Annotated in this window: 17 protein-coding genes; 13 read left to right on the forward strand and 4 right to left on the reverse strand. The window is 71.0% G+C overall.

Features of this window, described 5'->3' with window-relative positions; translation table 11 throughout:
- The first annotated feature begins 2 nt into the window (after nucleotides 1-2).
- From BLW76_RS41155 to BLW76_RS41185, 7 genes are all read left to right on the forward strand, one after another.
- On the forward strand, nucleotides 3-374 hold the full coding sequence (locus BLW76_RS41155; RefSeq protein ID WP_091317537.1) for a hypothetical protein: 372 nt from the start codon (nucleotides 3-5) through the stop codon (nucleotides 372-374).
- A gap of 32 nt (nucleotides 375-406) precedes the next feature.
- Nucleotides 407-856, forward strand: coding sequence for a roadblock/LC7 domain-containing protein (locus tag BLW76_RS41160; RefSeq protein WP_244170557.1), 450 nt, complete (start codon nucleotides 407-409; stop codon nucleotides 854-856).
- A gap of 107 nt (nucleotides 857-963) precedes the next feature.
- Nucleotides 964-2349 carry an FAD-binding oxidoreductase gene (locus BLW76_RS41165; protein WP_091317539.1) on the forward strand — a complete coding sequence of 462 codons (1386 nt, stop codon included), beginning with the start codon at nucleotides 964-966 and terminating at the stop codon, nucleotides 2347-2349.
- 5 nt (nucleotides 2350-2354) lie between these two features.
- Nucleotides 2355-3908, forward strand: coding sequence for an acetolactate synthase large subunit (locus BLW76_RS41170; RefSeq protein WP_208613620.1), 1554 nt, complete (start codon nucleotides 2355-2357; stop codon nucleotides 3906-3908).
- Between the two features lie 45 nt (nucleotides 3909-3953).
- Nucleotides 3954-4757: an SAM-dependent methyltransferase gene (locus tag BLW76_RS41175; protein WP_091317542.1), complete on the forward strand. Its 804-nt coding sequence runs from the start codon at nucleotides 3954-3956 to the stop codon at nucleotides 4755-4757.
- Entirely contained in the window at nucleotides 4757-5560 is an 804-nt protein-coding gene (locus tag BLW76_RS41180) for an SAM-dependent methyltransferase (RefSeq protein ID WP_091317544.1), read from the forward strand. The genes BLW76_RS41175 and BLW76_RS41180 overlap by 1 nt, the downstream gene beginning before the upstream one ends.
- 41 nt (nucleotides 5561-5601) lie before the next feature.
- Nucleotides 5602-6408: an SAM-dependent methyltransferase gene (locus BLW76_RS41185; protein WP_091317547.1), complete on the forward strand. Its 807-nt coding sequence runs from the start codon at nucleotides 5602-5604 to the stop codon at nucleotides 6406-6408.
- Here BLW76_RS41185 and BLW76_RS41190 read toward each other — a convergent pair.
- Nucleotides 6405-7808, reverse strand: a complete 1404-nt coding sequence (locus BLW76_RS41190) for an MFS transporter (protein WP_091317548.1) — start codon at nucleotides 7806-7808, stop codon at nucleotides 6405-6407. The two genes, BLW76_RS41185 and BLW76_RS41190, sit on opposite strands and share 4 nt — an antisense overlap.
- A gap of 130 nt (nucleotides 7809-7938) precedes the next feature.
- On the opposite strand from BLW76_RS41190, the gene BLW76_RS41195 reads away from it, so the two are divergent.
- The 3 genes from BLW76_RS41195 to BLW76_RS41205 all read left to right on the forward strand — a co-directional run bounded on the left by BLW76_RS41195 (nucleotide 7939) and on the right by BLW76_RS41205 (nucleotide 11839).
- Nucleotides 7939-9006, forward strand: a complete 1068-nt coding sequence (locus tag BLW76_RS41195; RefSeq protein ID WP_091317549.1) for a sensor histidine kinase — start codon at nucleotides 7939-7941, stop codon at nucleotides 9004-9006.
- A 7-nt stretch (nucleotides 9007-9013) separates the two neighbouring features.
- Nucleotides 9014-9679: a response regulator gene (locus tag BLW76_RS41200; protein WP_091317551.1), complete on the forward strand. Its 666-nt coding sequence runs from the start codon at nucleotides 9014-9016 to the stop codon at nucleotides 9677-9679.
- A gap of 114 nt (nucleotides 9680-9793) precedes the next feature.
- Nucleotides 9794-11839 carry an MMPL family transporter gene (locus BLW76_RS41205; RefSeq protein WP_091317552.1) on the forward strand — a complete coding sequence of 682 codons (2046 nt, stop codon included), beginning with the start codon at nucleotides 9794-9796 and terminating at the stop codon, nucleotides 11837-11839.
- 51 nt (nucleotides 11840-11890) lie between these two features.
- On the opposite strand, the gene BLW76_RS41210 is transcribed toward BLW76_RS41205, so the two are convergent.
- A complete protein-coding gene (locus tag BLW76_RS41210) occupies nucleotides 11891-14062 on the reverse strand; it encodes a 3-hydroxyacyl-CoA dehydrogenase NAD-binding domain-containing protein (RefSeq protein WP_091317554.1) in 2172 nt (723 codons plus the stop codon).
- Nucleotides 14063-14070: 8 nt separating this feature from the next.
- The gene (locus BLW76_RS41215) at nucleotides 14071-15282 is read right to left on the reverse strand and encodes an acetyl-CoA C-acetyltransferase (RefSeq protein WP_091317556.1); all 1212 of its coding nucleotides are present in this window, start codon (nucleotides 15280-15282) and stop codon (nucleotides 14071-14073) included.
- A 149-nt stretch (nucleotides 15283-15431) separates the two neighbouring features.
- Here BLW76_RS41215 and BLW76_RS41220 point away from each other — a divergent pair, with 149 nt between their 5' ends.
- The 3 genes from BLW76_RS41220 (at nucleotide 15432) to BLW76_RS41230 (ending at nucleotide 18757) form a co-directional block, all read left to right on the forward strand.
- Entirely contained in the window at nucleotides 15432-16604 is a 1173-nt protein-coding gene (locus BLW76_RS41220) for a TetR/AcrR family transcriptional regulator (RefSeq protein ID WP_244170558.1), read from the forward strand.
- Nucleotides 16605-16713: 109 nt separating this feature from the next.
- Nucleotides 16714-16896 (forward strand): FxSxx-COOH cyclophane-containing RiPP peptide, encoded by a 183-nt coding sequence (gene fxsA / locus BLW76_RS41225; protein ID WP_091317560.1) that lies wholly within the window; start codon nucleotides 16714-16716, stop codon nucleotides 16894-16896.
- 10 nt (nucleotides 16897-16906) lie between these two features.
- Nucleotides 16907-18757 (forward strand): HEXXH motif domain-containing protein, encoded by a 1851-nt coding sequence (locus tag BLW76_RS41230; RefSeq protein WP_244170559.1) that lies wholly within the window; start codon nucleotides 16907-16909, stop codon nucleotides 18755-18757.
- 6 nt (nucleotides 18758-18763) lie between these two features.
- Here the strand turns inward: BLW76_RS41230 and fxsT are convergent, their stop codons facing one another.
- Nucleotides 18764-23206, reverse strand: coding sequence for an FxSxx-COOH system tetratricopeptide repeat protein (gene fxsT / locus BLW76_RS41235; protein WP_279627722.1), 4443 nt, complete (start codon nucleotides 23204-23206; stop codon nucleotides 18764-18766).
- Nucleotide 23207 lies beyond the last annotated feature (1 nt).

Consider the following 23207-nt stretch of genomic DNA (forward strand, 5'->3'; position numbering starts at 1 on the left):
CGATGAACATCGAAACGGCGTTGAAGGAAGCCCTTTCCATCTCCGGCGCGGTGGGCGCGGCCCTCGTCGACTACGAGAGCGGGATGGCACTCGGGACGCTGGGCGGCGGCGACTGGCTCGACCTCGACACCGCGGCCGCCGGCAACACCGAAGTCGTCCGCTCCAAGCTGCGGGTGATCTCCGCGCTGCGGCTCAACGACGAGATCGAGGACATCCTCATCACCCTCGGCCGCCAGTACCACCTGATCCGCCTGCTGAAGCCCGCCAAGCACGACTCCGCACTCTTCCTGTACCTCGTCCTGGACCGCGAACGAGCCAACCTCGCGCTGGCCCGGCACTACCTCAAGAACATCGAGACCGAGCTGGTCGTGTGACGGGGATGCCCGCCGAAGGAGCAGGCGCGCCGGTGCCGCTGCCAACGCGCAAGCTCGGCGCGACGCCCGCTTTCCCGGTGCCGCAAGGGATCCGGGAGGCCCACCCGGACGCCGCGGCCGCCACCCGGGCGCTGGCGAAGATCCGGGACGAGGTCGACCGGGTCAACATCACCGGCCTGCTGGTGGCCAGCCGGGACGGCCTGCTGCTGGCCAGCGACACCCAGGAGATCGAAGACGACAGCGTCGCGGCCATGGCCGCCGCGTCCGTCGGGCTCGCCACGCGGTTCATCGGGCAGGCCGGCCTCGGCGAGGCGCGCGGCGCGATGTTCCAGGGCTCGCTCGGCCACGTCTGCGTCTTCCCCGTGCAGGGCCCCGTCCTGCTGGTCGTCTTCGCCCGGCCGGACACGACCATGGGCCTGTTCAACGTCGTCGCGAGGCAGGCGCTGACCCTGCTCCAGGACGCGCTGACCACGGGAAACTGACCACTCCGCCTCCTCCGCGCAAAAACGTGAAAAACCTTCATAGCGGCGTACCGCCGGTACGTACTACGCTGCGGTAACCACAGCGACGGCGCGGAGGAGAACTGCCGATGGGCGACGTGGCGGCACGCCTGGCCGAGATCGTCGGAGAGAGAAACCTGCTCACGGGCGAGGCCATCTCGGAGGACTACGCGCACGACGAAGCACTGACGGCAGAGCCGCAGAAGCCGGCGTACGTCGCGAAGCCGGCAACGGCCGAAGAAGTCGCGGAGCTGCTGAAGGCCGCTTCGGAACACAACGTCCCCGTGACCGCCCGCGGCTCCGGCAGCGGGCTGTCCGGGGCGGCCCGGCCGCAGGCCGACGGGCTCCTGATCTCCTTCGAGCGGATGAACGCCGTCCTCGAAGTCGACACCGGCAACCACGTCGCCGTCGTCCAGCCCGGGGTGACCCTCGCCGAGCTCGACGCCAAGACCGCCGAAGCCGGGCTCGGCTACACCGTCTACCCCGGTGAGCTGAGCGCGAGCGTCGGCGGGAACGTCGGGACCAACGCCGGCGGGATGCGCGCGGTCAAGTACGGCGTCACCCGCCACAACGTGCTCGGCCTGCAGGCCGTGCTGCCGACCGGCGAGATCATCCGGACCGGCGGCAAGACCTCGAAGGTCTCCACCGGCTACGACCTCACGCAGCTGATCATCGGCTCCGAGGGCACCCTCGCGCTGGCCACCGAAATCACCGTCAAGCTGTACCCGCGGCTGGCCCACGGCGCCACCGTGCTCGCCCCCTTCGGCGACTTCGGCCAGGTGATGGCCGCCGTGCCGGCGATCCTCTCCAGCGGGCTCGCGCCGCACATCCTCGAGTACATCGACAACCTGACGATGGCGGCGATCGTCTACAACGAGAAGCTGGAGCTGGGCGTCCCGGACAAGATCCGCGAGACCAGCGAGGCGTACCTCGTGGTGGCACTGGAAAACCGCGAGACGGGCCGCCTCGAAGAGGACGTCGAAACCGTCGGCGAGCTGCTCGGCGAACTCGGCGCCAGCGACGTCTACGTCCTCGAAGGCAACGCCGCCCGCAAGCTCATCGAAGCCCGCGAGAAGGCCTTCTGGACCGCGAAGGCGGCCGGCGCCGACGACGTGATCGACGTCGTCGTGCCGCGGACCGCGATGCCGCAGTTCATCACCAAGGCGCGGGAACTCGCGATGGCCGCCGGCGGCGGCGCGCTCGGCTGCGGGCACGCCGGCGACGGCAACGTCCACCTGGGAATCTTCTGCAAGGACGCAGCCAAGCGGAAGCAGCTGCTCACCGACATCTTCGCCTTCGCCATGGAACTCGGCGGCGCGATCTCCGGCGAGCACGGCCTCGGCCGCACCAAGGCCCACTACCACGCCGAACTCGAAGACCCGGCCAAGATCGAGCTGATGCGCCGGATCAAGCAGAGCTTCGACCCCGCCGGGATCCTCAACCCCGGCGTTCTCTTCCCCGAAGGAACCGCATGAGCGACATGAACGGCGCCCAGTCCCTGATCCGCACGCTGGTCGACGCCGGCGTCGAGGTGTGTTTCGCGAACCCCGGCACGTCCGAGATGCACTTCGTCGCCGCCCTCGATTCCGTCCCCGAGATGCGGGGCGTGCTCGCGCTCTTCGAGGGTGTCGTCACCGGTGCGGCCGACGGCTACGCGCGGATCGCGGACAAGCCCGCCGCGACGCTGCTGCACCTCGGCCCCGGCCTGGGCAACGGCCTGGCGAACCTGCACAACGCGCGGCGCGCGCACACCCCGATCGTCAACGTCGTCGGCGACCACGCGACCTACCACAAGCAGTACGACGCACCGCTGGAGTCGGACATCGAGGCCGTCGCGGGCTCCCTCGAGGGCTGGGTGCGCCGCTCGGAGCACACCAAGGACGTCGGGGCGGACGCCGCCGCCGCGGTCGCCGCCGCGCAGGACGCACCCGGCCGCGTCGCCACGCTGATCCTGCCCGCGGACGCGTCGTGGGGCGAGGGCGGCGAGACCTGCGCGCCGATCCCGCCGCGCGTGCCGCAGGCCGTGGACGCCACGACCGTCAAGGACGTCGCCGCGGTGTTCGGCACCGGGGAACCGGTGGCGCTGCTCGTCGGCGGCAGCGCGTGCCGCGAAGAAGGCCTGCGCGCCGCCAGCCGCATCGGCGCCGCGACCGGCGCCAAGGTGTTCGTCGAGACGTTCCCGGCCCGGCTGGAGCGCGGTGCCGGGCTGCCGTCGATCGAGCGGCTCGGCTACCTCGCCGAGCAGGTCGCCTACCAGCTCGACGGGATCAAGCACGTCGTCGTCGCCGGCACGAAGGCGCCGGTGTCGTTCTTCGCCTACCCGGGAAAGGCGAGCGACCTGGTGCCCGAAGGCGCCCAGGTGCACACGCTGGCGTCGGTCGGCCAGGACGTCACACGGGCGCTGAACGAGGTCGCCGAGCTGGTCGCCGCGGACACCGAGCCGGTGCTGGCGCCGGCGTCGCGGCCCGCGCTGCCCAGCGGGCCGCTGACCCCGCAGAACTGGGTCGAGGTGATCGGGGCGCTGCTGCCGGACAACGCGATCATCGCCGACGAGGCCAACACCTCCGGCCTGATGCTGCCGATGGCGACGGCCGGTGCGCCGCGCCACGACGTCCTCACGCTGACCGGCGGCGCGATCGGCTACGGCATGCCGGTGGCGACCGGGGCGGCCGTCGCGGCGCCGGACCGGCCGGTGCTGAACCTGCAGTCCGACGGCAGCGCGCTGTACACGATTTCGGCGCTGTGGACGCAGGCGCGGGAGAACCTGAACGTCACGACGGTGCTGCTCAACAACCGCGCGTACGCGATCCTGCGGCTGGAGCTGCAGCGCGTCGGCGCGGCCTCGGGCGGCCCGAAGGCGAACGACCTGCTCGACCTGTCCCGGCCGGACATGGACTTCGTGAAGATCGCGGAGGGCATGGGCGTCCCGGCGTCGCGCGCGACCACCGCCGAAGAGCTCGCCGAGCAGCTCCAGCGGGCCTTCGCCGAGCCCGGCCCGCACCTCATCGACGCCGCGGTGCCGCCCCTGCTGTAGAAACGGACTATTCTCCCGTCACACCCTCGATCCCGGGAGCGGCGGATGAGCGAAGACGAACACGCCAAGCGGGGCATCGACCTCGACAGACCGAACGCCGCGCGCGTGTACGACTACATGATCGGCGGCAAGCTCAACTACGCCGTCGACCGGATGTTCGCCGACCAGATCCTGAGCGTGCTGCCGAACGCCCAGCACATGGCGCTGACCAACCGGGCGTGGCTGCGCCGCGCCGCGCGGTTCGCGGCGGAGCAGGGCGTCCGGCAGTTCCTGGACATCGGTTCGGGGATGCCGACGGTCGGCCACGTGCACGAGGTCGTCCAGGCGATCGACCCGGACTCGCGGGTGGTGTACGTCGACAACGAGCCGATCGCCGTCGCGCACAGCGAGATCGTGCTGGAGGGCAACGACAACGCGGCCATGGTCCAGGCCGACGCCGAGTACCCGGACGAAGTGCTGGAGCACCCGGCGACCGAGGCGCTGCTGGACTTCAGCGAGCCCGTGATGGTGATCATGGCGGCGTTCGTGCACTTCATCCCGGACTCCCGGGACCCGGCCGGCCTGATCGGCACCTACCGCGACGTCCTCGCGCCGGGCAGCTACCTCGCGCTGTCGTCGGGCACCTGGGAGGGCCAGGGCGACGAGACACAGCGCTCGGTCGCGCTGTACGAGAAGAGCGGCACGCCGCTGACGCTGCGGTCGCCCGACGAACTGCGGGCGCTGGTGAAGGGCTTCGAGATCCTGCCGCCGGGGATCGTGTTCACGCCCGAGTGGCGTCCGGACGGGCCTCTGGAAGACCCGCCGGAGCAGTCGGGCGGTCTCGCGCTGGTGGCCCGCAAGGAGCGGTGATGATCGACGACCGGGCGCCGCGCGGCATCGACGTCGACAAGCCGAACGCCGCGCGCGTGTACGACTTCCTGATCGGCGGCAAGCTCAACTACGCGATCGACCGGGAGTTCGCCGAGCGGATCCTCCAGGTGCGGCCGGAGGCCAGGGAGCTGGCCCTGCTCAACCGGCGGTGGCTGCGCCGCGCGGTGCGGTTCGGCGCTTCGCAGGGGATCCGCCAGTTCCTGGACATCGGCTCGGGGATGCCGACGGTCGGCCACGTGCACGAGGTGGCCCAGGCGATCGCCGCGGACTCGCGGGTGGTCTACGTCGACAACGAGCCGATCGCGGTCGCCCACAGCGAGATCGTCCTGGAGGGCAACGACAACGCGGCCATGGTCCAGGCCGACGCGGAGCTCCCGGACGGCGTCCTCGAACACCCGACGACCCAGCGCCTGCTGGACTTCACCGAGCCGGTGATGCTGATCATGGCGGCGTTCATCCACTTCGTCCCGGATTCGCGCAACCCGGCCGGGCTGATCGCGGCCTACCGCGACGCGCTCGCGCCGGGCAGCTACCTGGCGCTGTCGTCGGGCACGTTCGAGGGCCAGGGCGAGGAGGTCCGCCGCGCGGCGGAGCTGTACCAGAAGAGCGTGACGGACGTCTTCGCGCGGTCGCGGGAGGAGCTGCGGGCGCTCGTGGCGGGGTTCGAGGTCCTGCCGCCGGGGATCGTGTTCACGCCGGAGTGGCGGCCGGACGACCCCGCCGACGTCGGGGAGCGTCCGGAGCTGGCCAGCCAGCTGGCCCTGGTCGCGCGCAAGAGCTGAGCGGCTATTCTCGCGGCACACCTGACTCCGGGGAGCGGCGGATGAGCGAAGACGAGCACGCACGGCGGGGCATCGACCTCGACAAGCCCAACGCGGCACGCGTGTACGACTACATCCTCGGCGGGCAGCTCAACTACGCCGTCGACCGGATGTTCGCCGAGCAGGTGCTCGCCGCGCAGCCGAACGCGCGCGAGCGGGCGCGGCTGAACCGCCAGTGGCTGCGGCGGGCCGTCCGGTTCGGGCTGGACCAGGGCATCCGGCAGTTCCTCGACATCGGCTCCGGCATGCCGACCGTCGGCCACGTGCACGAGGTCGCGCAGGCGGTCGACCCGGCCGCCCGGGTCGTCTACGTCGACAACGAGCCGATCGCGGTGGCGCACAGCGAGATCGTCCTGGAGGACAACGAGAACGCGGTGATGGTCCACGCCGACGCCGAGTTCCCCGACGACGTCCTCGACCACGACACCACCGAGATGATGCTGGACCTGGACCAGCCGCTGATGGTGGTGATGGCGCTGTTCGTGCACTTCATCCCCGATGAGCGCGACCCGGCCCGGCTGATCGCCGCCTACCGCGACGCGCTCGCGCCCGGCAGCTACCTCGCGCTGTCGTCGGCCACGTACGAGCAGCAGAGCGACGACACGGCCCGCGCCGTCGCGATGTACCGGAAGAGCGCCAATCCGGTGACGCCGCGTTCGGCCGACGAGCTGCGGGCCCTGGTCGACGGCTTCGAGATCGTGGACCCGGGCATCGTGTTCATCCCCGAGTGGCGGCCGGACGACCCCGCGGAGGTCCCGCCCGACCCGGCGGAGTGCGGCGGCCTCGCCCTGGTGGCGCGCAAGAACTAGACGCCGACCAGCGTCGGCGCCGTCCGCTTCCGAGGGACCAGCGCCGCCAGCAGCGCGCCCGCCAGCGCGGCGCCCGCGGCCACCGCGAAGGTGGCGCGGAAGCCGAACAGCGACGGCACCGGCAGCCCGCCGACGGTGATCGTCAGCTGGGCCAGCATCGCCGCCATCACCGCGCTCGAGATCGCCGTCCCGACCGAGCGCATCAGGGAGTTCAGGCCGTTCGCCGACGCCGTCTCGGTCACCGGTACCGAACCCATGATCAGGGCCGGCATCGCCGCGTACGCGATGCCGACACCCGCACCGATGATCACCGACGCCGTGATCAGCTCGACCGCGTTGTCCATCAGCACGATCGCGAACGCGTACCCGGCCGCGATCACCAGCGCACCGCTGATCAGCGTCGGACGCGGGCCGAACCGGGCGATGAGCCGCGCCGAAACCGGCGAAAGCAGCATCATCACCAGGCCGTTCGGGGCGAGCGTGAGCCCGGACTCGACCATCGTCTGGCCCAGCCCGTAGCCGGTCGACGCCGGCGCCTGCAGCAGCTGCGGGAACGACAACGCCATGGCGTACAGCGCGAACCCGACCATGATCGACGCGAGGTTGGTGAACAGCACCGGGCGGCGCGCGGAGACCCGCAGGTCGACCAGCGGATCGCGGCGCCGCAGCTGGTAGGCGCCCCAGCCGAGCAGGACGACGACGGCGGCCGCGGCCAGCCCGAGCGTCGGCGCGCTGGTCCAGCCCCACGTGCCGCCCTTGACCACCGGCAGCAGCAGGCACAGCAACCCGGCGGCCAGGCCGAACGCCCCGAAGAAGTCGAACGGCGCGGGCGTGCGCAGCGGCGATTCGGGCACGACGGTGAGGATCAGCAGCGCGCAGGCCAGCCCGAGCCCGGCGGCGGTCCAGAAGAGCACGTGCCAGTCGGCGTTCTCGGCGACGACCGCCGCGACCGGCAGCCCGATGGCGCCGCCGACCCCGAGCGTCGCGCTCATCAGCGAGATCGCGCCGCCGACGCGTTCGGGCGGGAGCTCGTCGCGCATGATGCTGATGCCGAGCGGGATCACGCCCATCGCGCAGCCCTGCAGCCCGCGGCCGAGGATCTGGAACGCGAGCGCGCTGGTCGTCGCGGACACGACCGAGCCGGCGATGAGCAGCCCGAGGCTGACGAGGATCATCCGCCGCTTGCCGTAGAGGTCGCCGAGCCGCCCGCTGACCGGCGTGATGACGGACGCGGCCAGCAGCGTCACGGTGACGACCCACGACGCGTCGGCCGCCGGGACGTTGAGCAGTCGCGGGAAGACCGGGATCAGCGGCACGACCAGCGTCTGCATGAACGACGCGACGAGCCCGCACGAGGCGAGCACCACGACGACCGCGCGGCCGGAACCGGACACCTCCACACCCCCAGTGTGTACTTAGTACGCATCATGCAACTTCATGCACTGTACCTACGGGGTGACGGGTTTCCGTACGAGTGGCGGTTTCGTCACAGCCGGAAACCGGTGTCCCCGAGTCCCTAGACTCCTCTTCATGTCCTGGTTGCGCCGGTTCGCGGTGGAGCTCGCGGTCACCGTGACCGTGCTCGCCGGCTCGCTGTTCGCCGTGCTCGGCGACCGTCCCGAGCCGCCGCACCACGCCGTGCTCGGCTGGGTTCTCACCGGTCTCGCCTGCGCCGCCCTCTTCTTCCGCCGCCGCCATCCCCTGGCCGTCGCCGGGCTCACCCTGGCCTGCTGCGCCCTCTACTACCCCCTCACCGATCCCGACGGCCTCGTCCTGCTCGCCTTCGCCTACGCGCTCTACACCGCCGCCGCGGCCGGGCGGATCCGCGGGGCCGCGCTGCTCGTCGTCGCCGCGATGGCTGGGGTCACCGCCGGCGAAATCAGCTCGCGGTCCGGGCGGCACGTCGACAACTTCGCCTTCTTCCTGATGACAGGCTGGTTCGTCGCCCTGGTCGCCGGCGGTGCCGTCGCCCACTACCGCGCCGAAGCCGAGCGGACCAAGGAGGCCGAAGCTCGGGCGCGCGCCACCGGCGAACGCCTGCGCATCGCCCGCGAACTGCACGACGTCCTCGGCCACCACCTCGCGCTCATCAACGTCCAGGCCGGCGCCGCGCTGCACCGGCGTGACCCCGGGCAGGCCGAGGAGGCGCTCGGCGCCATCAAGGACGCCAGCAAGACCGCACTCCAGGAGTTGCGGACGACGCTCGGCGTGCTCCGGCAGGCCGGCGGGCCGAGCCTCCAGCGGGTCGCGGAGCTGGCCGAGTCGGTCGGCGCGTCCGGGCTCACCGTGCGCACCGAGATCGACGGCGTCGCCCGTGACCTGCCGCCGGACGTCGAGCACGCCGCGTTCCGGGTGGTGCAGGAGGCGCTGACGAACGTCGCCAGGCACGCCGGCGCGAAGACCGTCGTCGTCCGGCTCGGCTACGGCGCCGACGAGCTGTCCGTCCAGGTCGACGACGACGGTCGCGGCGGCTCGGCGCCGGCCGGCAACGGCATCCGCGGGATGGCCGAACGCGCGCGGGCGCTCGGCGGCGAGCTGACCGCGGCACCCCGCGAAGGCGGCGGTTACCGCGTGCGCGCCCGGCTGCCGGTGCGATGATGGGCCGATGATCCGGGTCCTGCTCGTCGACGACCAGCGGCTCGTCCGCGCCGGCTTCCGGTCCATTTTGGACGGTGAGGACGACATCTCCGTCGTCGCCGAGGCCGCGGACGGGCGCGAGGCGCTGCAGGCCGCGCACGACCACCACCCCGACGTCGTGCTGATGGACATCCGGATGCCGGTGCTCGACGGCCTCGCCGCCACCCGGCACCTCCTCGAAGACCCCGGCGTGCACACCAGGGTCGTCATCCTCACGACGTTCGACCTCGACGAAGACGTCTACGGCGCGCTGCGGGCGGGCGCGAGCGGGTTCCTGGTCAAGGACACCGAGCCCGAGGAGCTGATCCACGCCGTGCGCGTGGTCGCCCGCGGCGACGCGCTGCTGGCGCCGTCGATCACCCGGCGGCTGATCGCGGAGTTCGCCGCGCGCGGCACCCGCCCGGCGCCGTCCCCGGCGCTCGACCGGCTCACCGACCGCGAACGCGAGGTGCTGTCCCTGGTCGCGGCCGGGCTGTCGAACGACGAGATCGCGCGCGAGCTCACGCTCAGCCCGGCGACGGCGAAGACGCACGTCAGCCGCATCATGACGAAGACCGGCACGCGGGACCGGGCGCAGCTCGTCGTCCTCGCCTACGAGTCCGGCGCGGTGACGCCGCGGTGGCTGGCCCCCTGACCCGTACTCCCCCGGGTGTACGGGACCGGCCTTAAGGGACACCGCTGGGAGCACGCGAAGTGTCTTCCGCTGCGCGACGCGCGGTAGGGCCCGTCTCGCGAATCCTTGTCCCCCATGGACACCATCACCCGAACCACCGGCGGCGGCCTGGCGCGGCTGGCCGGCTGGGCGCAGCGCCACCGGTGGCTCGCCGTCGCGCTCTGGGCCCTGCTCCTCATCGGCGTCACGTTCACCTCGCAGCTGGCCGGCAGCGCGTTCCACGACGACAACTCGTTGCCCGGCACGGAATCCCAGCAGGTCGTCGACCTGCTCGACAAGACGGCGCAGTCCGGCGCGAGCGCGCAGATCGTGCTGAAGGCCGACGGCGGGCTCGCCGCGAACCGCGCGCCGATCGACACGATGCTCGACGACGTCCGGTCGCTGCCGCACGTGCGGTCGGTGACCGAGCCGACGCCCTCGCCGGACGGGCGCATCGGCTACGCCACCGTCACCTTCGACGCGGCTTCGACCGATCTGCCCTACGACGACATCGTGAAGTTCGCCGACACCGCGAAGCAGGCCGGCCCGGTCGAGGTCGCGCTCGCCGGCGACCCGATCGAGCGGATCTCCGAAAGCGGCGGTCCCGCGGAAGGCGCCGGCCTGCTCGCCGCGCTGGTCATCCTCGTGTTCCTGTTCCGCTCGCTGCTCGCGGCCGGGCTGCCGGTGATCACCGCGGTGTTCGCCGTCGGCAGCACACTGGGCGTGATCACGGTCGTCTCGCACTTCGTCGACATCGCCAGCTACACCGCGCCGCTGATGATGCTGGTCGGGTTCGGCGTCGGCGTCGACTACGCGCTGCTGATCTTCTCCCGCTACCGCACGGAAATCCTCGCCGGCCACGACCGCGACGCGGCCGCCCGGCGCGCGCTCGACACCGCCGGCCGTTCGGTGCTGTTCGCCGGGACGACCGTGATCATCGCGCTGCTCGGCCTCCTCGCGCTCGGGCTCGGCGGGCTGCGCGGGGTCGCGTTGTCCGTCGCGCTCACCGTCCTGATGACGATGCTCGCGTCCGTCACGCTGCTGCCCGCGCTGCTGTCGCTGTTCGGCAAGCGGCTCGAGCGCGGCATCCGGCGGCACGCCGCTCGACGCGACCACGGCAAGGCGTGGCGACGGCTCGCCGACGGCGTCCAACGACGTCCCGTGGCGCCGCTGGCGATCGGCCTGATCGTCCTCATCGGACTGTCCATTCCGGCCGCTGGCATGCGCCTCGGGTTCGCCGACGCGAGCACGGACCCGGCCGGCTCGACCACGCGGAAGGCGTACGACCTGCTGGCCGAGGGCTTCGGCCCTGGCTTCACCGGCCCGCTCGCGATCGTCACCGAGGACGGCGACACCGACGCGCTGCAGCGGAAGCTCGCGGCCACCCCTGGCATCGCGCAGGTCCTGCCGCCGGCGGGTCGCACGGTGCTCGCGTTCCCGACGACGTCACCCCAGGACGAGGCCACGGCCGAGCTGGTGACGCGGCTGCGGACCGAGGTGCTGCCGACGCTGCCGGGCCACTACCTCGTCGGCGGCTCGGTCGCGGCGGCGACGGACTTCGCCGGTGCCGTGGCGAACCGGCTGCCGCTGTTCGTGCTGGTCGTCGTCGGGCTGTCGGCGTTGCTGCTCATGGTGGTGTTCCGGTCGATCCTGATCCCGCTCAAGGCCGCGTTGCTGAACCTGCTGAGCATCGGCGCCTCCCTCGGCGTGATGACGCTGGTGTTCGGCGACGGCTGGTTCGGCGCGCAGCCGGGCCCGATCGAGGCGTTCGTGCCGGTGATGATCTTCGCGATCGTCTTCGGGCTGTCGATGGACTACGAGGTGTTCCTGGTGTCCCGCATGCACGAGGAGTGGCGCCGCACGGGCGACGCGCGCCTGGCGGTGCGCGAAGGCCTGGCTTCGACCGGCGCGGTGATCACCGCGGCGGGCGCGATCATGGTGCTGGTGTTCGGCGCGTTCCTGCTGGACCCGTCCCGGATGCTGGCCCAGTTCGGCCTCGGCCTGGCGGTCGCGGTCCTGCTGGACGCACTGGTGATCCGCTGCCTGCTCGTCCCGGCGATCATGCGGCTGCTGGGCGCCCGCGCGTGGTGGCTGCCGGGGTGGCTGGACCGCCGGTTGCCGCACTTCGCCTTGGAGCCGTGACACGCCGAGGGCCGCCACCGGAGTCCGGTGGCGGCCCTCGAACGTCAGCCCTTATTCGTAGATCTCGCCCTTGGCGGCCTTCTCCACCAGCGACGCCGGCGGCTCGAAGTGGTCGCCGTACCGGGCCGCGAGCTCACGCGCCCGGTCGACGAAGCCCTGCAGGCCACCCTCGTACTGGTTGATGTACTGGATGACGCCGCCGGTCCACGCCGGGAAGCCGATGCCGAAGATCGAGCCGATGTTGGCGTCGGCCACCGACGTCAGCACGCCCTCGTCGAAGCACTTGACCGTCTCGAGCGCCTCGGCGAAGAGCATCCGCTCCTTGAGATCCTCGAACGGCACCTCGGCCGAGCCCGACTTGAACGCGTCGCGCAGGCCGGGCCAGAGGCCGGTGCGCTTGCCTTCCGAGTCGTAGTCGTAGAAGCCCGCGCCCGTCGAACGGCCCTTGCGGTCGAACTCCTCGACCATCCGGTCGATCACGGCCTCCGACGCGTGCGCCTTCCACGTGCCGCCCGCGGCCTCGATCGCCTCGCGGGTCTCCTTGCGGATCTTGCGCGGCAGGGTCAGCGTCAGCTCGTCCATCAGCTGCAGCGGCGGCGCCGGGTAGCCCGCCTGCGAACCGGCCTGCTCGATCGACGCCGGCGCGACACCTTCGCCCAGCGCGGCGACGGCCTCGTTGAGGAACGTGCCGATCACGCGCGAGGTGAAGAAGCCGCGGCTGTCGTTGACGACGATCGGGGTCTTCTTGATCTGCAGCGTGTAGTCGAAGACCTTGGCCAGCGTGGCCGGCGACGTCTTCTCGCCGCAGATGATCTCGACCAGCGGCATCTTGTCGACCGGCGAGAAGAAGTGGATCCCGATGAAGTCCTCGGTGCGCTGCACGCCCTCGGCGAGGGTGGTGATCGGCAGCGTCGAGGTGTTGGAGCCCAGCACCGCGTCGGCGTTGACGATGCTCTCGATCTCGCCGAACACCTTGTGCTTCAGCTCGACGCTCTCGAACACGGCCTCGATGACGAAGTCGACGCCCGCGAAGTCGGCCGGGTCGGCGGTCGGCTTGATCTTGGCCAGCAGCGCGTCCGACTTCTCCTGCGTGGTCTTGCCGCGCGAAAGGGCCTTCTGCTCGAGCTTCTCCGCGTAGCCCTTGCCCTTCTCGGCCGCCTCCTGCGAGACGTCCTTGAGGACGACGTCGATGCCCGCCTTCGCCGAGACGTACGCGATCGCCGCGCCCATCATCCCGGCGCCCAGCACACCCACCTTCTTGGCGGTGTACTTCTCGAAGCCGTCCGGCCGCGAGCCGCCGGAGTTGATGGTCTGCAGGTCGAAGAAGAACGCCTTCGTCATGTTCTTCGAGACCTGGCCGGTGGCGAGGTGGATGAAGTAGCGCGTCTCGATCGTGATCGCGGTGTCGAAGTCGACCTGCGCGCCCTCGATCGCGGCGGCCAGGATCGCCCGCGGCGCCGGCATGTTCGCGCCCTTGATCTGCTTGCGCAGGTTCGCCGGGAACGCCGGCAGGTTGGCCGCGAAGCTCGGGTTCGACGGGGTGCCGCCGGGGATCTTGTAGCCCTTGACGTCCCACGGCTGCACGCCGCCTTCGGGGTTCGCCTTGATCCACGCCTTCGCGGCGGGGACGAGCTCCTCGACCGTGCCGACGAGCTCGTGCACCAGGCCGAGTTCCTTGGCCTTGGCCGGGCGGTGCCGCTGGCCCTGGAGCAGGACGTTCAGCAGCGCGCTCTGGATGCCGAGGAGGCGCACGGTGCGCACGACGCCACCGCCGCCGGGCAGCAGGCCCAGCGTCACCTCGGGCAGGCCGATCTGGCTGCCCTTGACGTCGGCGGCGATGCGGTGGTGCGTCGCCAGCGCGATTTCGAGGCCACCGCCGAGCGCGGCGCCGTTGATCGCCGCGACGACCGGCTTGCCGAGCTGCTCGATGCGGCGCATCTGCCCCTTCATCAGGGTGCTGCCCTCGGTCAGCTCGACCGCGTGCTCGGGCTTGGCCTGGATGAGGTCGTTGAGGTCGCCGCCGGCGAAGAACGTCTTCTTGGCGGACGTGATGACGACGCCGGTGATGGAGTCCTTCTCGGCCTCCAGGCGGTCGACCGTGACACCGAGCGACTCGCGGAAGTCGGCGTTCATCGTGTTCGCCGACTGGTTCGGGTCATCCAGGGTCAGGGTGACGATGCCGTCTTCGTCCTGTTCCCAGCGGATGGTCTTGCTTTCGGCCATTGGAGTCCTCACACCCGCTCGATGATGGTCGCGACGCCCATGCCGCCGCCGATGCACAGGGTCACCAGGGCGCGGCGCGCCTGGCGGCGTTCCAGCTCGTCGACCACGGTGCCGACCAGCATCGCGCCGGTGGCGCCGAGCGGGTGACCCATGGCGATCGCGCCGCCGTTGACGTTGACCTTCTCCTCGTCGAGGTGCAGGTCCTTGATCCACTTGAGCACGACGGACGCGAACGCCTCGTTGAGCTCCCACAGGTCGATGTCCTCGGGCTTGAGACCCGCGGTCTTCAGGACCTTTTCGGTGGCCGGGGTCGGCCCGGTGAGCATGATCGTCGGCTCGGAGCCGATCGACGCGGTCGCCACGATCCGGGCGCGCGGGGTCAGCCCGAAGGTCTTGCCGACCTGCTCGGAGCCGACCAGCACCAGCGCGGCGCCGTCGACGATGCCGGAGGAGTTGCCGCCGGTGTGGACGTGGTTGATGCGCTCGACCGAGTGGTACTTCTGCAGCGCGACGGCGTCGAAGCCGCCCAGCTCGCCGATGCCCGCGAAGGCCGGCTTGAGCTTGCCGAGGCCCTCGACGGTGGAGCCGGGGCGGCGGTGCTCGTCGTGGTCGAGGATCGTGACGCCGTTGATGTCCTTGACCGGCACGACGGACTTGGCGAAGTACCCGCCGGACCAGGCGGCCTCGGCACGGTCCTGCGAGCGGACGGCCCAGCGGTCGACGTCCTCGCGGGAGAAGCCCTCGATGGTCGCGATCAGGTCGGCGCCGGTGCCCTGCGGGACGATGTAGTTGTCGTAGGCGGTGGCCGGGTCCATGAACAGCGCGCCGCCGTCGGAGCCCATGGGTACGCGCGACATCGACTCGACACCGCCGGCGATGACCAGCTGGTCCCAGCCGGAGCGCACCTTCTGCGCGGCGGTGTTGGTGGCTTCGAGGCCGGAGGCGCAGAAGCGGTTGAGCTGCACGCCGGCGACGGTCTCGGGCAGGCCCGCGTTCAGCGCGGCGGTGCGCGCGATCACGGCGCCCTGCTCGCCGACCGGGGAGACGACGCCCAGCACGATGTCGTCGATCGCCTGCGGGTCGAGGTTCGGGTGGCGGACCTTCAGTTCGTTGATCAGGCCGACCACCAGGTCGACCGGCTTGGTGCCGTGCAGGGCACCGCCCTTGTTCTTGCCGCGAGGCGTGCGGATCGCCTCGTAGATGTAGGCCTCGCTACTCACTGAACAACTCCTCGCGAGCGTGTGGGACGTCGTTGTGCCGTGACCGACTGTACCGGCCAGTAGGGCTAATGGCCATTAACATATCTCCGGATAACCCCATGGTGTCAATGGGTTGCAGCTGTGCCATGAGCCGCTATCGTTCACTCACCATGACCGAACGCAGCCTCCGCCCCCGCGACCGCAAGGCCCAGCTGGCCGCGGTGGCCGCGGAGCTGTTCCGCGCCCGCGGCTTCCCCGGCGTCGGCATCAAGGACATCGCCGACGCGGCGGGCGTCACCGGCCCCGCGCTGTACCGGCACTTCGCGGACAAGCAGGCGATCCTGGCGTACGTGGTCCTGACGGGTTTCGAGGAGCTGGAGGAGGCGACGGCGGAGGCACTGTCGGACTCGGTTCCCCTCGCTGACCAGCTGGAATACCTGCTGGGCCTGCTCGCCACCCAGGCGGTCGAGCGCCGCGAGATCGCGGCGCTGTGGCGCTGGGAAGGCCGCCACCTGCCGAAGGAGGACCAGCGCGAGATCGCCCGCAGGTCACTGCTGACACTGGCGGCGTGGTCGAAGGCCCTGCTGGCCCGGCGCCCGGAGCTGACGGCGGAGGACGCGGAGCTCCTCTGCTGGGCGGCGCTGTCGGTGTTCGGCAGTGTTTCGGTGCACCACACGTCGGTTGCCCGCCGCCGCTTCGCTGCGTTGCTCGTCGACCTGGCCCTCGGTGTGCTGAACGCCACACTGCCACCGCCGGCCTCACCACCGTCGGTCCCGGCACTGAGCCTCGGCACCCCATCCCGCCGCGAGCAGGTCCTGGCGGAGGCAACATCCCTGTTCGCCCACCGAGGCTTCCACGACGTGAGCATGGAGGAAATCGGCGCGGCGGCGGGCATAGCCGGCCCCAGCGTCTACCGCCACTTCCCCAGCAAGGCGGCCCTGATGGTGGCCATCGGCCACCGAGCGGCGGACAGGCTGGCGTTGGCGGCCGAGCGAGCACTTCAAGCACCCGACGAACGTTCGGCGTTGCGCCGCCTGGCGGCGTCGTACGTGCACACGATTCTGCACACGCCGGAACTGCTGGTGTCGTTCTCGGCGGACCGGGTGACGATGCCGGACCGCGACAAGGCGGATCTGCTGCGGGTACAACGGGATTACGTGGCCCAGTGGGTGAGGCTGCTGTCAGCGGTCCGGCCGGAGCTGCCGGCCCGGGAGGCAAAGATCACGGTCCACGCGGCGCTGACCATCGCGAACGACCTGGCGAGGACGCGCCGGGTGGCGTCGCGGCCGAACTTCGAAGCCGAGCTGACGACGTTGCTGCACACGGCCCTCGGTGTCGCCTGAACCGAAACGCGGATCAGTTCACTACCTTCCGCCCTTCCTGCCGGGGGCGCCGGTCAGGCATCATGGATCTGGCGACTCGGCCGTTTCCGTTCGTGAGTGGGGATGGGACATGAACAGAGTTCTCGAACACGCGAACCTGGGCGCACCGCTGGTCGATCTGAGTGCGGTGCCGCTCACCGCGCTGCGCACCATGGACAACCCGGAGTTGCAACGGGCCTTGCGCCGTGTGGTCGAGCAATCGGCGGCTCCGCAGTTCTGCGACCAGAAGCGCGACAGCAGCTGGCACCACTAGCAGTGCCGTCATGCCGGCGGGCCAGGAACACGTGACACCGGCCGAACTGCCGGTGCACCGGATCGGGACAGCGGATTTCGACGCGATCGCGAACGGAACCGGCGATATCGGTGCAATGCGGCTGCTGCGCGAAGCGGAACGCAGCCGGAGATTGCTCCTGCTGCGCGCGATCACCGACCTCGTGGCGAAGGACCCGGCGGCGCGCGGCCCGCTCCCGCACCCGGACGAAGCGTGGGACCTGCTGGCCCGCGTGCAGAACATCGCGCCCGAGGCCGTCGACCTCCTGCTCGGTCACCCCTACACCGGAACATGGGCGGGCTACACGATCCGGTTGCTGCGCAAGCAGATCACCGGCGTCTGCCCGCTGTGGGTGCACACCGGGCACCTGCAGGCACTGGCGGCCGCGGCGGCGATCCGCGCCGGCCTCGACTTCACCGCGACCATCCCGGTCTGGGCCGGCACCGCGATGCTCCCCGGTCTCGGGGTGGCCCGGTTCCGGGCCGACACCGAATGGATGGTGGCGGAGGTACGCCGGGCAGGAGCCGTGCTGGAGCTGGACAACGGCCGCCAGGTCGTCCGGGCGCCCGCAGATCCGGCCGCGGAAGGGCCGGGCTGGTGGGGCCTGCGCGAGGTGACGGCGATGTCCGGTGACCGCGTGCTTTCCGTGCGCCTCGACGACCTCGACCCGTACCGCGGTTCCTTCGAACCCGTGCTGCCCCAACGCATTCCGGCGGAAGAACTGACCCGCTGGGCGCACCTGCTCGACGGCGCCTGGCGATTGATCGTCCGCTGCCTGCCCGACACGGCCGACGCGTTCCCGGTCGGGTTCAGCTCCCTCGTGCCACGGCCGATGCAGCCGTTCCGCACCACCAGCGCGTCGAGCGGAGAGGCGTTCGGCAGCGCCGTCATTTCGCGGCCCGCCGATGCCGCCTCGCTCGCCGCGTCACTGGTGCACGAGTTCCAGCACAACCGGCTGAGCGGGTTGATGCACCTGCGCCTGCTGCACGGAGACGACCCGGCCGAGCGGTTCTACACCGCATGGCGTGACGACCCACGGCCGATCGGCGGTGTTTTCCAGGGCGTGTATGCCTTTTTCGGTGTCACGGCGTTCTGGCGCGCACTGGCCCGGCTCGAAGACGAACCGTTCCGGCCAATTGCCGAGTTCGAATTCGCCTACTGGCGGCAAGCGGTCTGGCAGGTCTTGGACGTGCTCCGGGCCGATCCCTGGCTGACCATCGACGGACGGCGGTTCCTGCGCCGGATCGCCGAACAGCTCCGGCCGTGGCTGCGTGAACCCGTGCCGACGCCCCAAGCGACCGCGGCGAGCGCGGCCCTGCTCGACCACTACGCCGGCTGGCGGCTGCGTCACCTGCGGCCCGACCCGCTGGTCGTCCGGACCTTGGCCGAAGCGTGGTCGGCCGGGCGGCCGCGACCGGCGCTCGGCTTCCTGCCCGACGCCGACCCGACGCCGGTACCCGACGGCCGCTGGCACCACGCCCGCCTGGACCTGACCCGGCTCGCACTCGCCGACCCGGCCGGCTTCGTCCGGCACCGGCAGGACGTGCCGGACGCGACCACCGCCGACTTCGCGTATGTGTCCGGCCAGTTCGCCCAGGCGGCCGAGGGCTACCGGGCGGAGCTGTCCGCCGATCCGGACAGCCCGACGGCCTGGACGGGGCTCGGCCTCGCCCTTTCCCGGTCCGCCACCGGACCGGCCGGCTCGGTCCTGCTGCACCAGCCAGAACTCGTCCGGGCGGTACACCGCCTGCTGGCGGCCGACGGCGCCGCCCCGGACACCCCGGACGAACTCGCGAGCTGGCTCGGCTGGCTGCGGACCGGCACCCGGCCGGCCCGCAGCTGACCGGCGCTACAGCGGCAGCGGGTCGATGTCGCAGTCCGCGCGGACGCCCTTCGACGCCGCGATCGTCCCGGGGTGCGACTCGCGCAGCACCATCCGGTACCGCGCCAGGACATCGGCGTACAGCGTCTCCGCTTCCTGGCCTTGCCCGGACGTGCGCAGGTCGAGCGCCCGGTTGAGCGCCGCGGCGAGCGTGGTCGGGTGATCCTTCCCGAGTACTCGCTCGGCCCGCGCCAGCATGTCCGTTTCCAGCTCCAGCGCGGCCGCGGTCTCGCCTAGCGCCGAGAGATCGCTCGCGAGGTTGATCCCGCACAGCACCGCACTCGGGTGGTCCGGTCCGAGCGACTCGCGCAGCTGCCTCAGGGAGCGCTGGTCCAGTTCCCGTGCGGCGGCGGCGTTCCCGAACAGTCGCAGGGTCACGGCCAGGTCGACGGCCGCGGCCATCGTGTGCGGGTGGTTCTCGCCGAGGTTGCGCCGGTACCGCTCGAAGATCTGCTCACCCAGTTCCCGCGCGGACCGCAGTTCCTGAGCGTGGCGGAGGTCGATCGAGTACCCGAGCGCACAGGCCATCACGTTGAAGTTGTCTTCGCCGTAGCGCACGCGGAACCGCTCGAGCACCGCGGCGGCCAGTTCCTTCGCCGCCTCGTGGTCGCCGGCCTTGCGCCGGGAGACCGCAAGGTAGGCCATCCGGCGCAGCGTTTCCGCGTTGTCCTCGCCGAACAGCTCGCGCACGCGCTCGGCGAGCTTTTCGTTCTCCTCCCGAGCCCAGACGTACTCGCCCGCTTCCCGGCGGTCGATGATGAGACCCATCCGGGAGCTCAGGGTCTCCGCGTGGTCGTAGCCGAGGATTTCGGTCTGCCGCTGGTAATTCGTTTCGTCCAGCTCGGCGGCTTCGCGGTACTGGCCGGTGAGACGCAGGTTCGTGCCGTGGATGCGCGCCGCGCGCAGGGTGACCGGGTCGTCCTCGCCGAACAGCGCCTTGGCCTTCTGGTAGACGTCTTCGGTGAGGTCACGGGACGCGAGGAAGTCGCCTTGCGCGGCGAGGTCGCCGGAGACCGCGATCTGGGCGGCGAGTGTCTCCTCGCTGTTGTCACCGGACAGCTGCCGGCGCGTGTCGAGGATCGTCCGGTTGATCTGCGCCGCCTCCGCGTACCGGCCGGTGACCCAGTAGTAGTAGCCGAGCCGCTCGGCGGCCTGCATGGTCTGCTCGTCGTCGGACCCGAGCCGCGCGGTCCAGTTCCGGTGCGCCGTTTCCGCCAGGCGGAGAGCCTCGTCGTGGTCGCCCCACTGGTAGAGGTACCGCATCAGGTTGATCACCAGCTGCCGGACCCAGCGGTCGTCGCATTCGACGATCTCGGACGGGTACACGTGCGGCAGGATTTCCTGGTAGCGCGGCCACTGCTTCGACGAAGTGGCGTCGTTGGGGTCGCGCTTGGCGAGCAGCAGGTGGGCACCGTGCCGCATCTCCGCACGGTGCTGCGGCGTCATGCGGTTGCGCAGCACGATCTGCACCAACCGGTGCAGGACGATCGAATTGGTGCGGTGGTCGATCTTCGCCAGGCTGTACCGGTTGATGTCCCGGATGGCCCGCGCCAGTTTCATCGGGTCGCGCAATGCCGTATCAATCTCGGGCAGAATGGAAATACTGCCAACACCCGAAAAGAAAGCGCGCGAAATCGGCTCCGGCGCGAAGAAAGCGCAAATCTGGAGCAGCTGGTGCGCCACCGGATTTCGCGTTCGCAGTTCGTCGAACGCGACGTTCCAGGCCGCGGCGACCGAAACCTCGTAGTCCGCCGGACTCGACGTGTCGAGAATTTCCGCAACTTTCTCGTCGAACAAGCGCAGGTATTCCTGCACCGGCATGCCGGTTTCGGCACGCCACGCGGCGGCCTGTTCGATCGCCAGCGGAAGGTCCCCCAGTCGTTCCGCAAGCTGCTCGGCCTCGGCCACGTCGATCTCCGGACCACGCCGGCGCAGGAGTTCGACGCTCTCCGAGCGCTCGAACACGGCGACTTCCAGCGGCCGGGCGACGCTGGCCCATTCCGCGTTGCGAGAGGTGATCAGGATTTCCCCCGGCCCGTTGGTCGGGAAGAACCGGCGGACCAACGTGACGTCTTCGGCCGAGTCGAAGACCAGCAGCCAGCGCCGGTAGGGCCGCCCGACCCGCAGCGCCTCGCGCACGGCCGGGATGGCGGTGTTCGCTTCGCCGGAGCCCGGGAGGCTCAGTGCCTGGGCCAGCTCGGTGAGGGCGACCCGGATCTGGGCGGCCTCGGTGGCCGGGATCCACCACACGACGTCGTAATCCCGCAGGTGGCTGTAGATGTACTCGACGGCCATCTGCGTCTTGCCGATACCACCCATGCCGTGCAGCGCCGACGGCAGGACGGCAGTGGTGCCGGACATGACCCGCTCACCGAGCTCACGAAGGAGCTCCCGGCGCCCGGTGAAGTTGGGGTTCCGGGGCGGCACGCTGCCCCACACCGGCGGGACGTCCTCGGCCGGGCTGTCCCCGTGTTCCAGGGTGAAGATCGGGCGGCGGCCCAGCCGCGGCCCACTGTCCCCCGACGGCAAAGGCTCGTGCAACTCCGGACTCCGCCGGCCCGGGTCGTCCGCCACCCCACCGGCGGCTGTGACTGCGGACGTGGAAGCCTCAGGGGGCACGGGCGCTTTCGCCATAGTGTCTCTCACCGGTTCACCATAATCGTAGGGCGGCATTCTCTTTTGGGCGATATCTTCGGTTACCCCGGAAACAGGCGACGACACCGTCGCTGAATCGGGTGCTATAGAGGAAAGTTCACCGGAGTAGTCTCGCTCTTTCGAGCGAATTCGGCTGGCGCGGGAAGAATAAGGACCACTGAGGGCCTGCATTACCACCCGTTCGAGTGCGACGTCGTGCGCCGGGTCCGCCCGGGCGTCCGGATCCCGTGTGGCGTCCGGTGCGTCGATGGCATCCCGCAGCCGGGTGATGGTGCCGAACCGGGCCTCGGTGGCGCGGACGACCTCCGCGGTGTCGGCCCGCCGGGCCCCGCTCAACAGCACCTGCCGGACCGAAGCGGGAAAGTCGAACACCGTCGTCTCGTCGCCGACCGCCGCGGCCGGCCGCAGCAAGCCGCTCGTCAGCACCTCCGTCAGGTGCTCCGGCCGCGCCTCGGGGAGGAGTTCGTCCTGGACGAACCGCGCGACCGAGAGGTTCGCGGGCACCGCGGCGAGCATGGTCGCCAGCCGGTAGGCCGGCGGCGACGCGACGCTCAGGAACCGGCGCACCCGCTCGCGGGCACTACCGGGGTCGACGAGGTCGTCGCTGCCCTCGATGGGGGCGCCCTTGAGCCCGCTCAGCAGCACCCGGGCGGGCACGAAACCCTTGTGCTCACCGGCAACCAGCCGGGCCCACCACCGCAGCCACCGCGGCCCGAGCTCCATCACGGGTACCGGGATCGCCCCGCCGTCCTTGGCTACGGCCAGCTCCGGGTCGGCCCACGCCTCCGGCAGCTCCCAGCCCCACTGGCTGTTCGGCGCGACCGGCACCCGGACGTTCAGCCGCGCGCGGTGCAGGTCCATGCCCCGGGACCACAGCCGTTGCGGCAGCACGTGCAGGACCGTCGTCGGCATCACCGACGCCCACTCGGCGAGCACGGTGGAAACGCCCCCGGACCGCCAAAGGTCGCCGACGCCGTCGGTGACGACCAGGACGATCCGCCGTCCGGTCGGGTCGATCAGCTCGGACGGGTCCCGCGGCGCCGACGACGACGTCTCGCCGTACAACCGCGGTCGGCCACGCCGGTGGCCACTACTCTGCGTGTCGAGCCGGCGGTACTGGATCGTCCGGAAGGCACCGAGCTGTTCGAGGCCGGCGCGGAACGCCTTCACCGTGCTCCGCCAGAGCGTCATGGACCGAGCCGTATCCACCACAACGGTGAGGTCCAGCCAGCGTTCGAGCTCGGGTTCGGTCACCGGCCACCAAAATCCGCTCTCGGCGACCCGCTCGGCCGTCGCGGCTTCGTCGACGATGACAACGTGCTCATGCCAGGCCGGCACCCTTCGCTTCAGCGTGCGGAGGGCACGAACGATAACGGACGGCCTAACCGATCCAGAGACGGGCTGTGATTGTGGCACGGAATCCGTAGCCGACGGGACTTCGGCAACTCCGCCGGCAATCACCTGACGTGGGCTTTCGAGTACCGGAACCGGCTCCGGCCGCGCGGTCGGGGGCGGCAGTTCCAGCGGAATCGGCAACGGGTCACCGGATCGCGGGACATCCGGTGGGCGGTGGGACGTCGCCGGCCGCAGCCGCGCCTCGTCGGTCCGCGTCGCCGCGATCAACCACAGCGCGTCGGCGACGTCCCGCACGTCCGGCCGGCCGGGATCCGCGGACGGTCGCCTTTCCCCCGCTCCGGTGAACCGCGATCCCGCGCCGACGGGACCGGGGACCGGCGAAAAGGGCGGGCCGCCCACG

The organism is Amycolatopsis tolypomycina, from assembly GCF_900105945.1.
Lineage (GTDB): Bacteria > Actinomycetota > Actinomycetes > Mycobacteriales > Pseudonocardiaceae > Amycolatopsis > Amycolatopsis tolypomycina.

Bases quoted from the DNA above. Each gene is read 5' to 3' on its own strand.
- BLW76_RS41170 (WP_208613620.1), top strand. From the start codon at position 2,355: ATGAACGGCGCCCAGTCCCTGATCCGCACGCTGGTCGACGCCGGCGTC.
- BLW76_RS41195 (WP_091317549.1), top strand. From the start codon at position 7,939: ATGTCCTGGTTGCGCCGGTTCGCGGTGGAGCTCGCGGTCACCGTGACC.
- BLW76_RS41220 (WP_244170558.1), top strand. From the start codon at position 15,432: ATGACCGAACGCAGCCTCCGCCCCCGCGACCGCAAGGCCCAGCTGGCC.
- BLW76_RS41175 (WP_091317542.1), top strand. From the start codon at position 3,954: ATGAGCGAAGACGAACACGCCAAGCGGGGCATCGACCTCGACAGACCG.
- BLW76_RS41210 (WP_091317554.1), bottom strand. From the start codon at position 14,062: ATGGCCGAAAGCAAGACCATCCGCTGGGAACAGGACGAAGACGGCATC.
- BLW76_RS41155 (WP_091317537.1), top strand. From the start codon at position 3: ATGAACATCGAAACGGCGTTGAAGGAAGCCCTTTCCATCTCCGGCGCG.
- fxsA (WP_091317560.1), top strand. From the start codon at position 16,714: ATGAACAGAGTTCTCGAACACGCGAACCTGGGCGCACCGCTGGTCGAT.
- BLW76_RS41205 (WP_091317552.1), top strand. From the start codon at position 9,794: ATGGACACCATCACCCGAACCACCGGCGGCGGCCTGGCGCGGCTGGCC.
- BLW76_RS41230 (WP_244170559.1), top strand. From the start codon at position 16,907: ATGCCGGCGGGCCAGGAACACGTGACACCGGCCGAACTGCCGGTGCAC.
- BLW76_RS41200 (WP_091317551.1), top strand. From the start codon at position 9,014: ATGATCCGGGTCCTGCTCGTCGACGACCAGCGGCTCGTCCGCGCCGGC.
- BLW76_RS41185 (WP_091317547.1), top strand. From the start codon at position 5,602: ATGAGCGAAGACGAGCACGCACGGCGGGGCATCGACCTCGACAAGCCC.
- BLW76_RS41180 (WP_091317544.1), top strand. From the start codon at position 4,757: ATGATCGACGACCGGGCGCCGCGCGGCATCGACGTCGACAAGCCGAAC.
- BLW76_RS41165 (WP_091317539.1), top strand. From the start codon at position 964: ATGGGCGACGTGGCGGCACGCCTGGCCGAGATCGTCGGAGAGAGAAAC.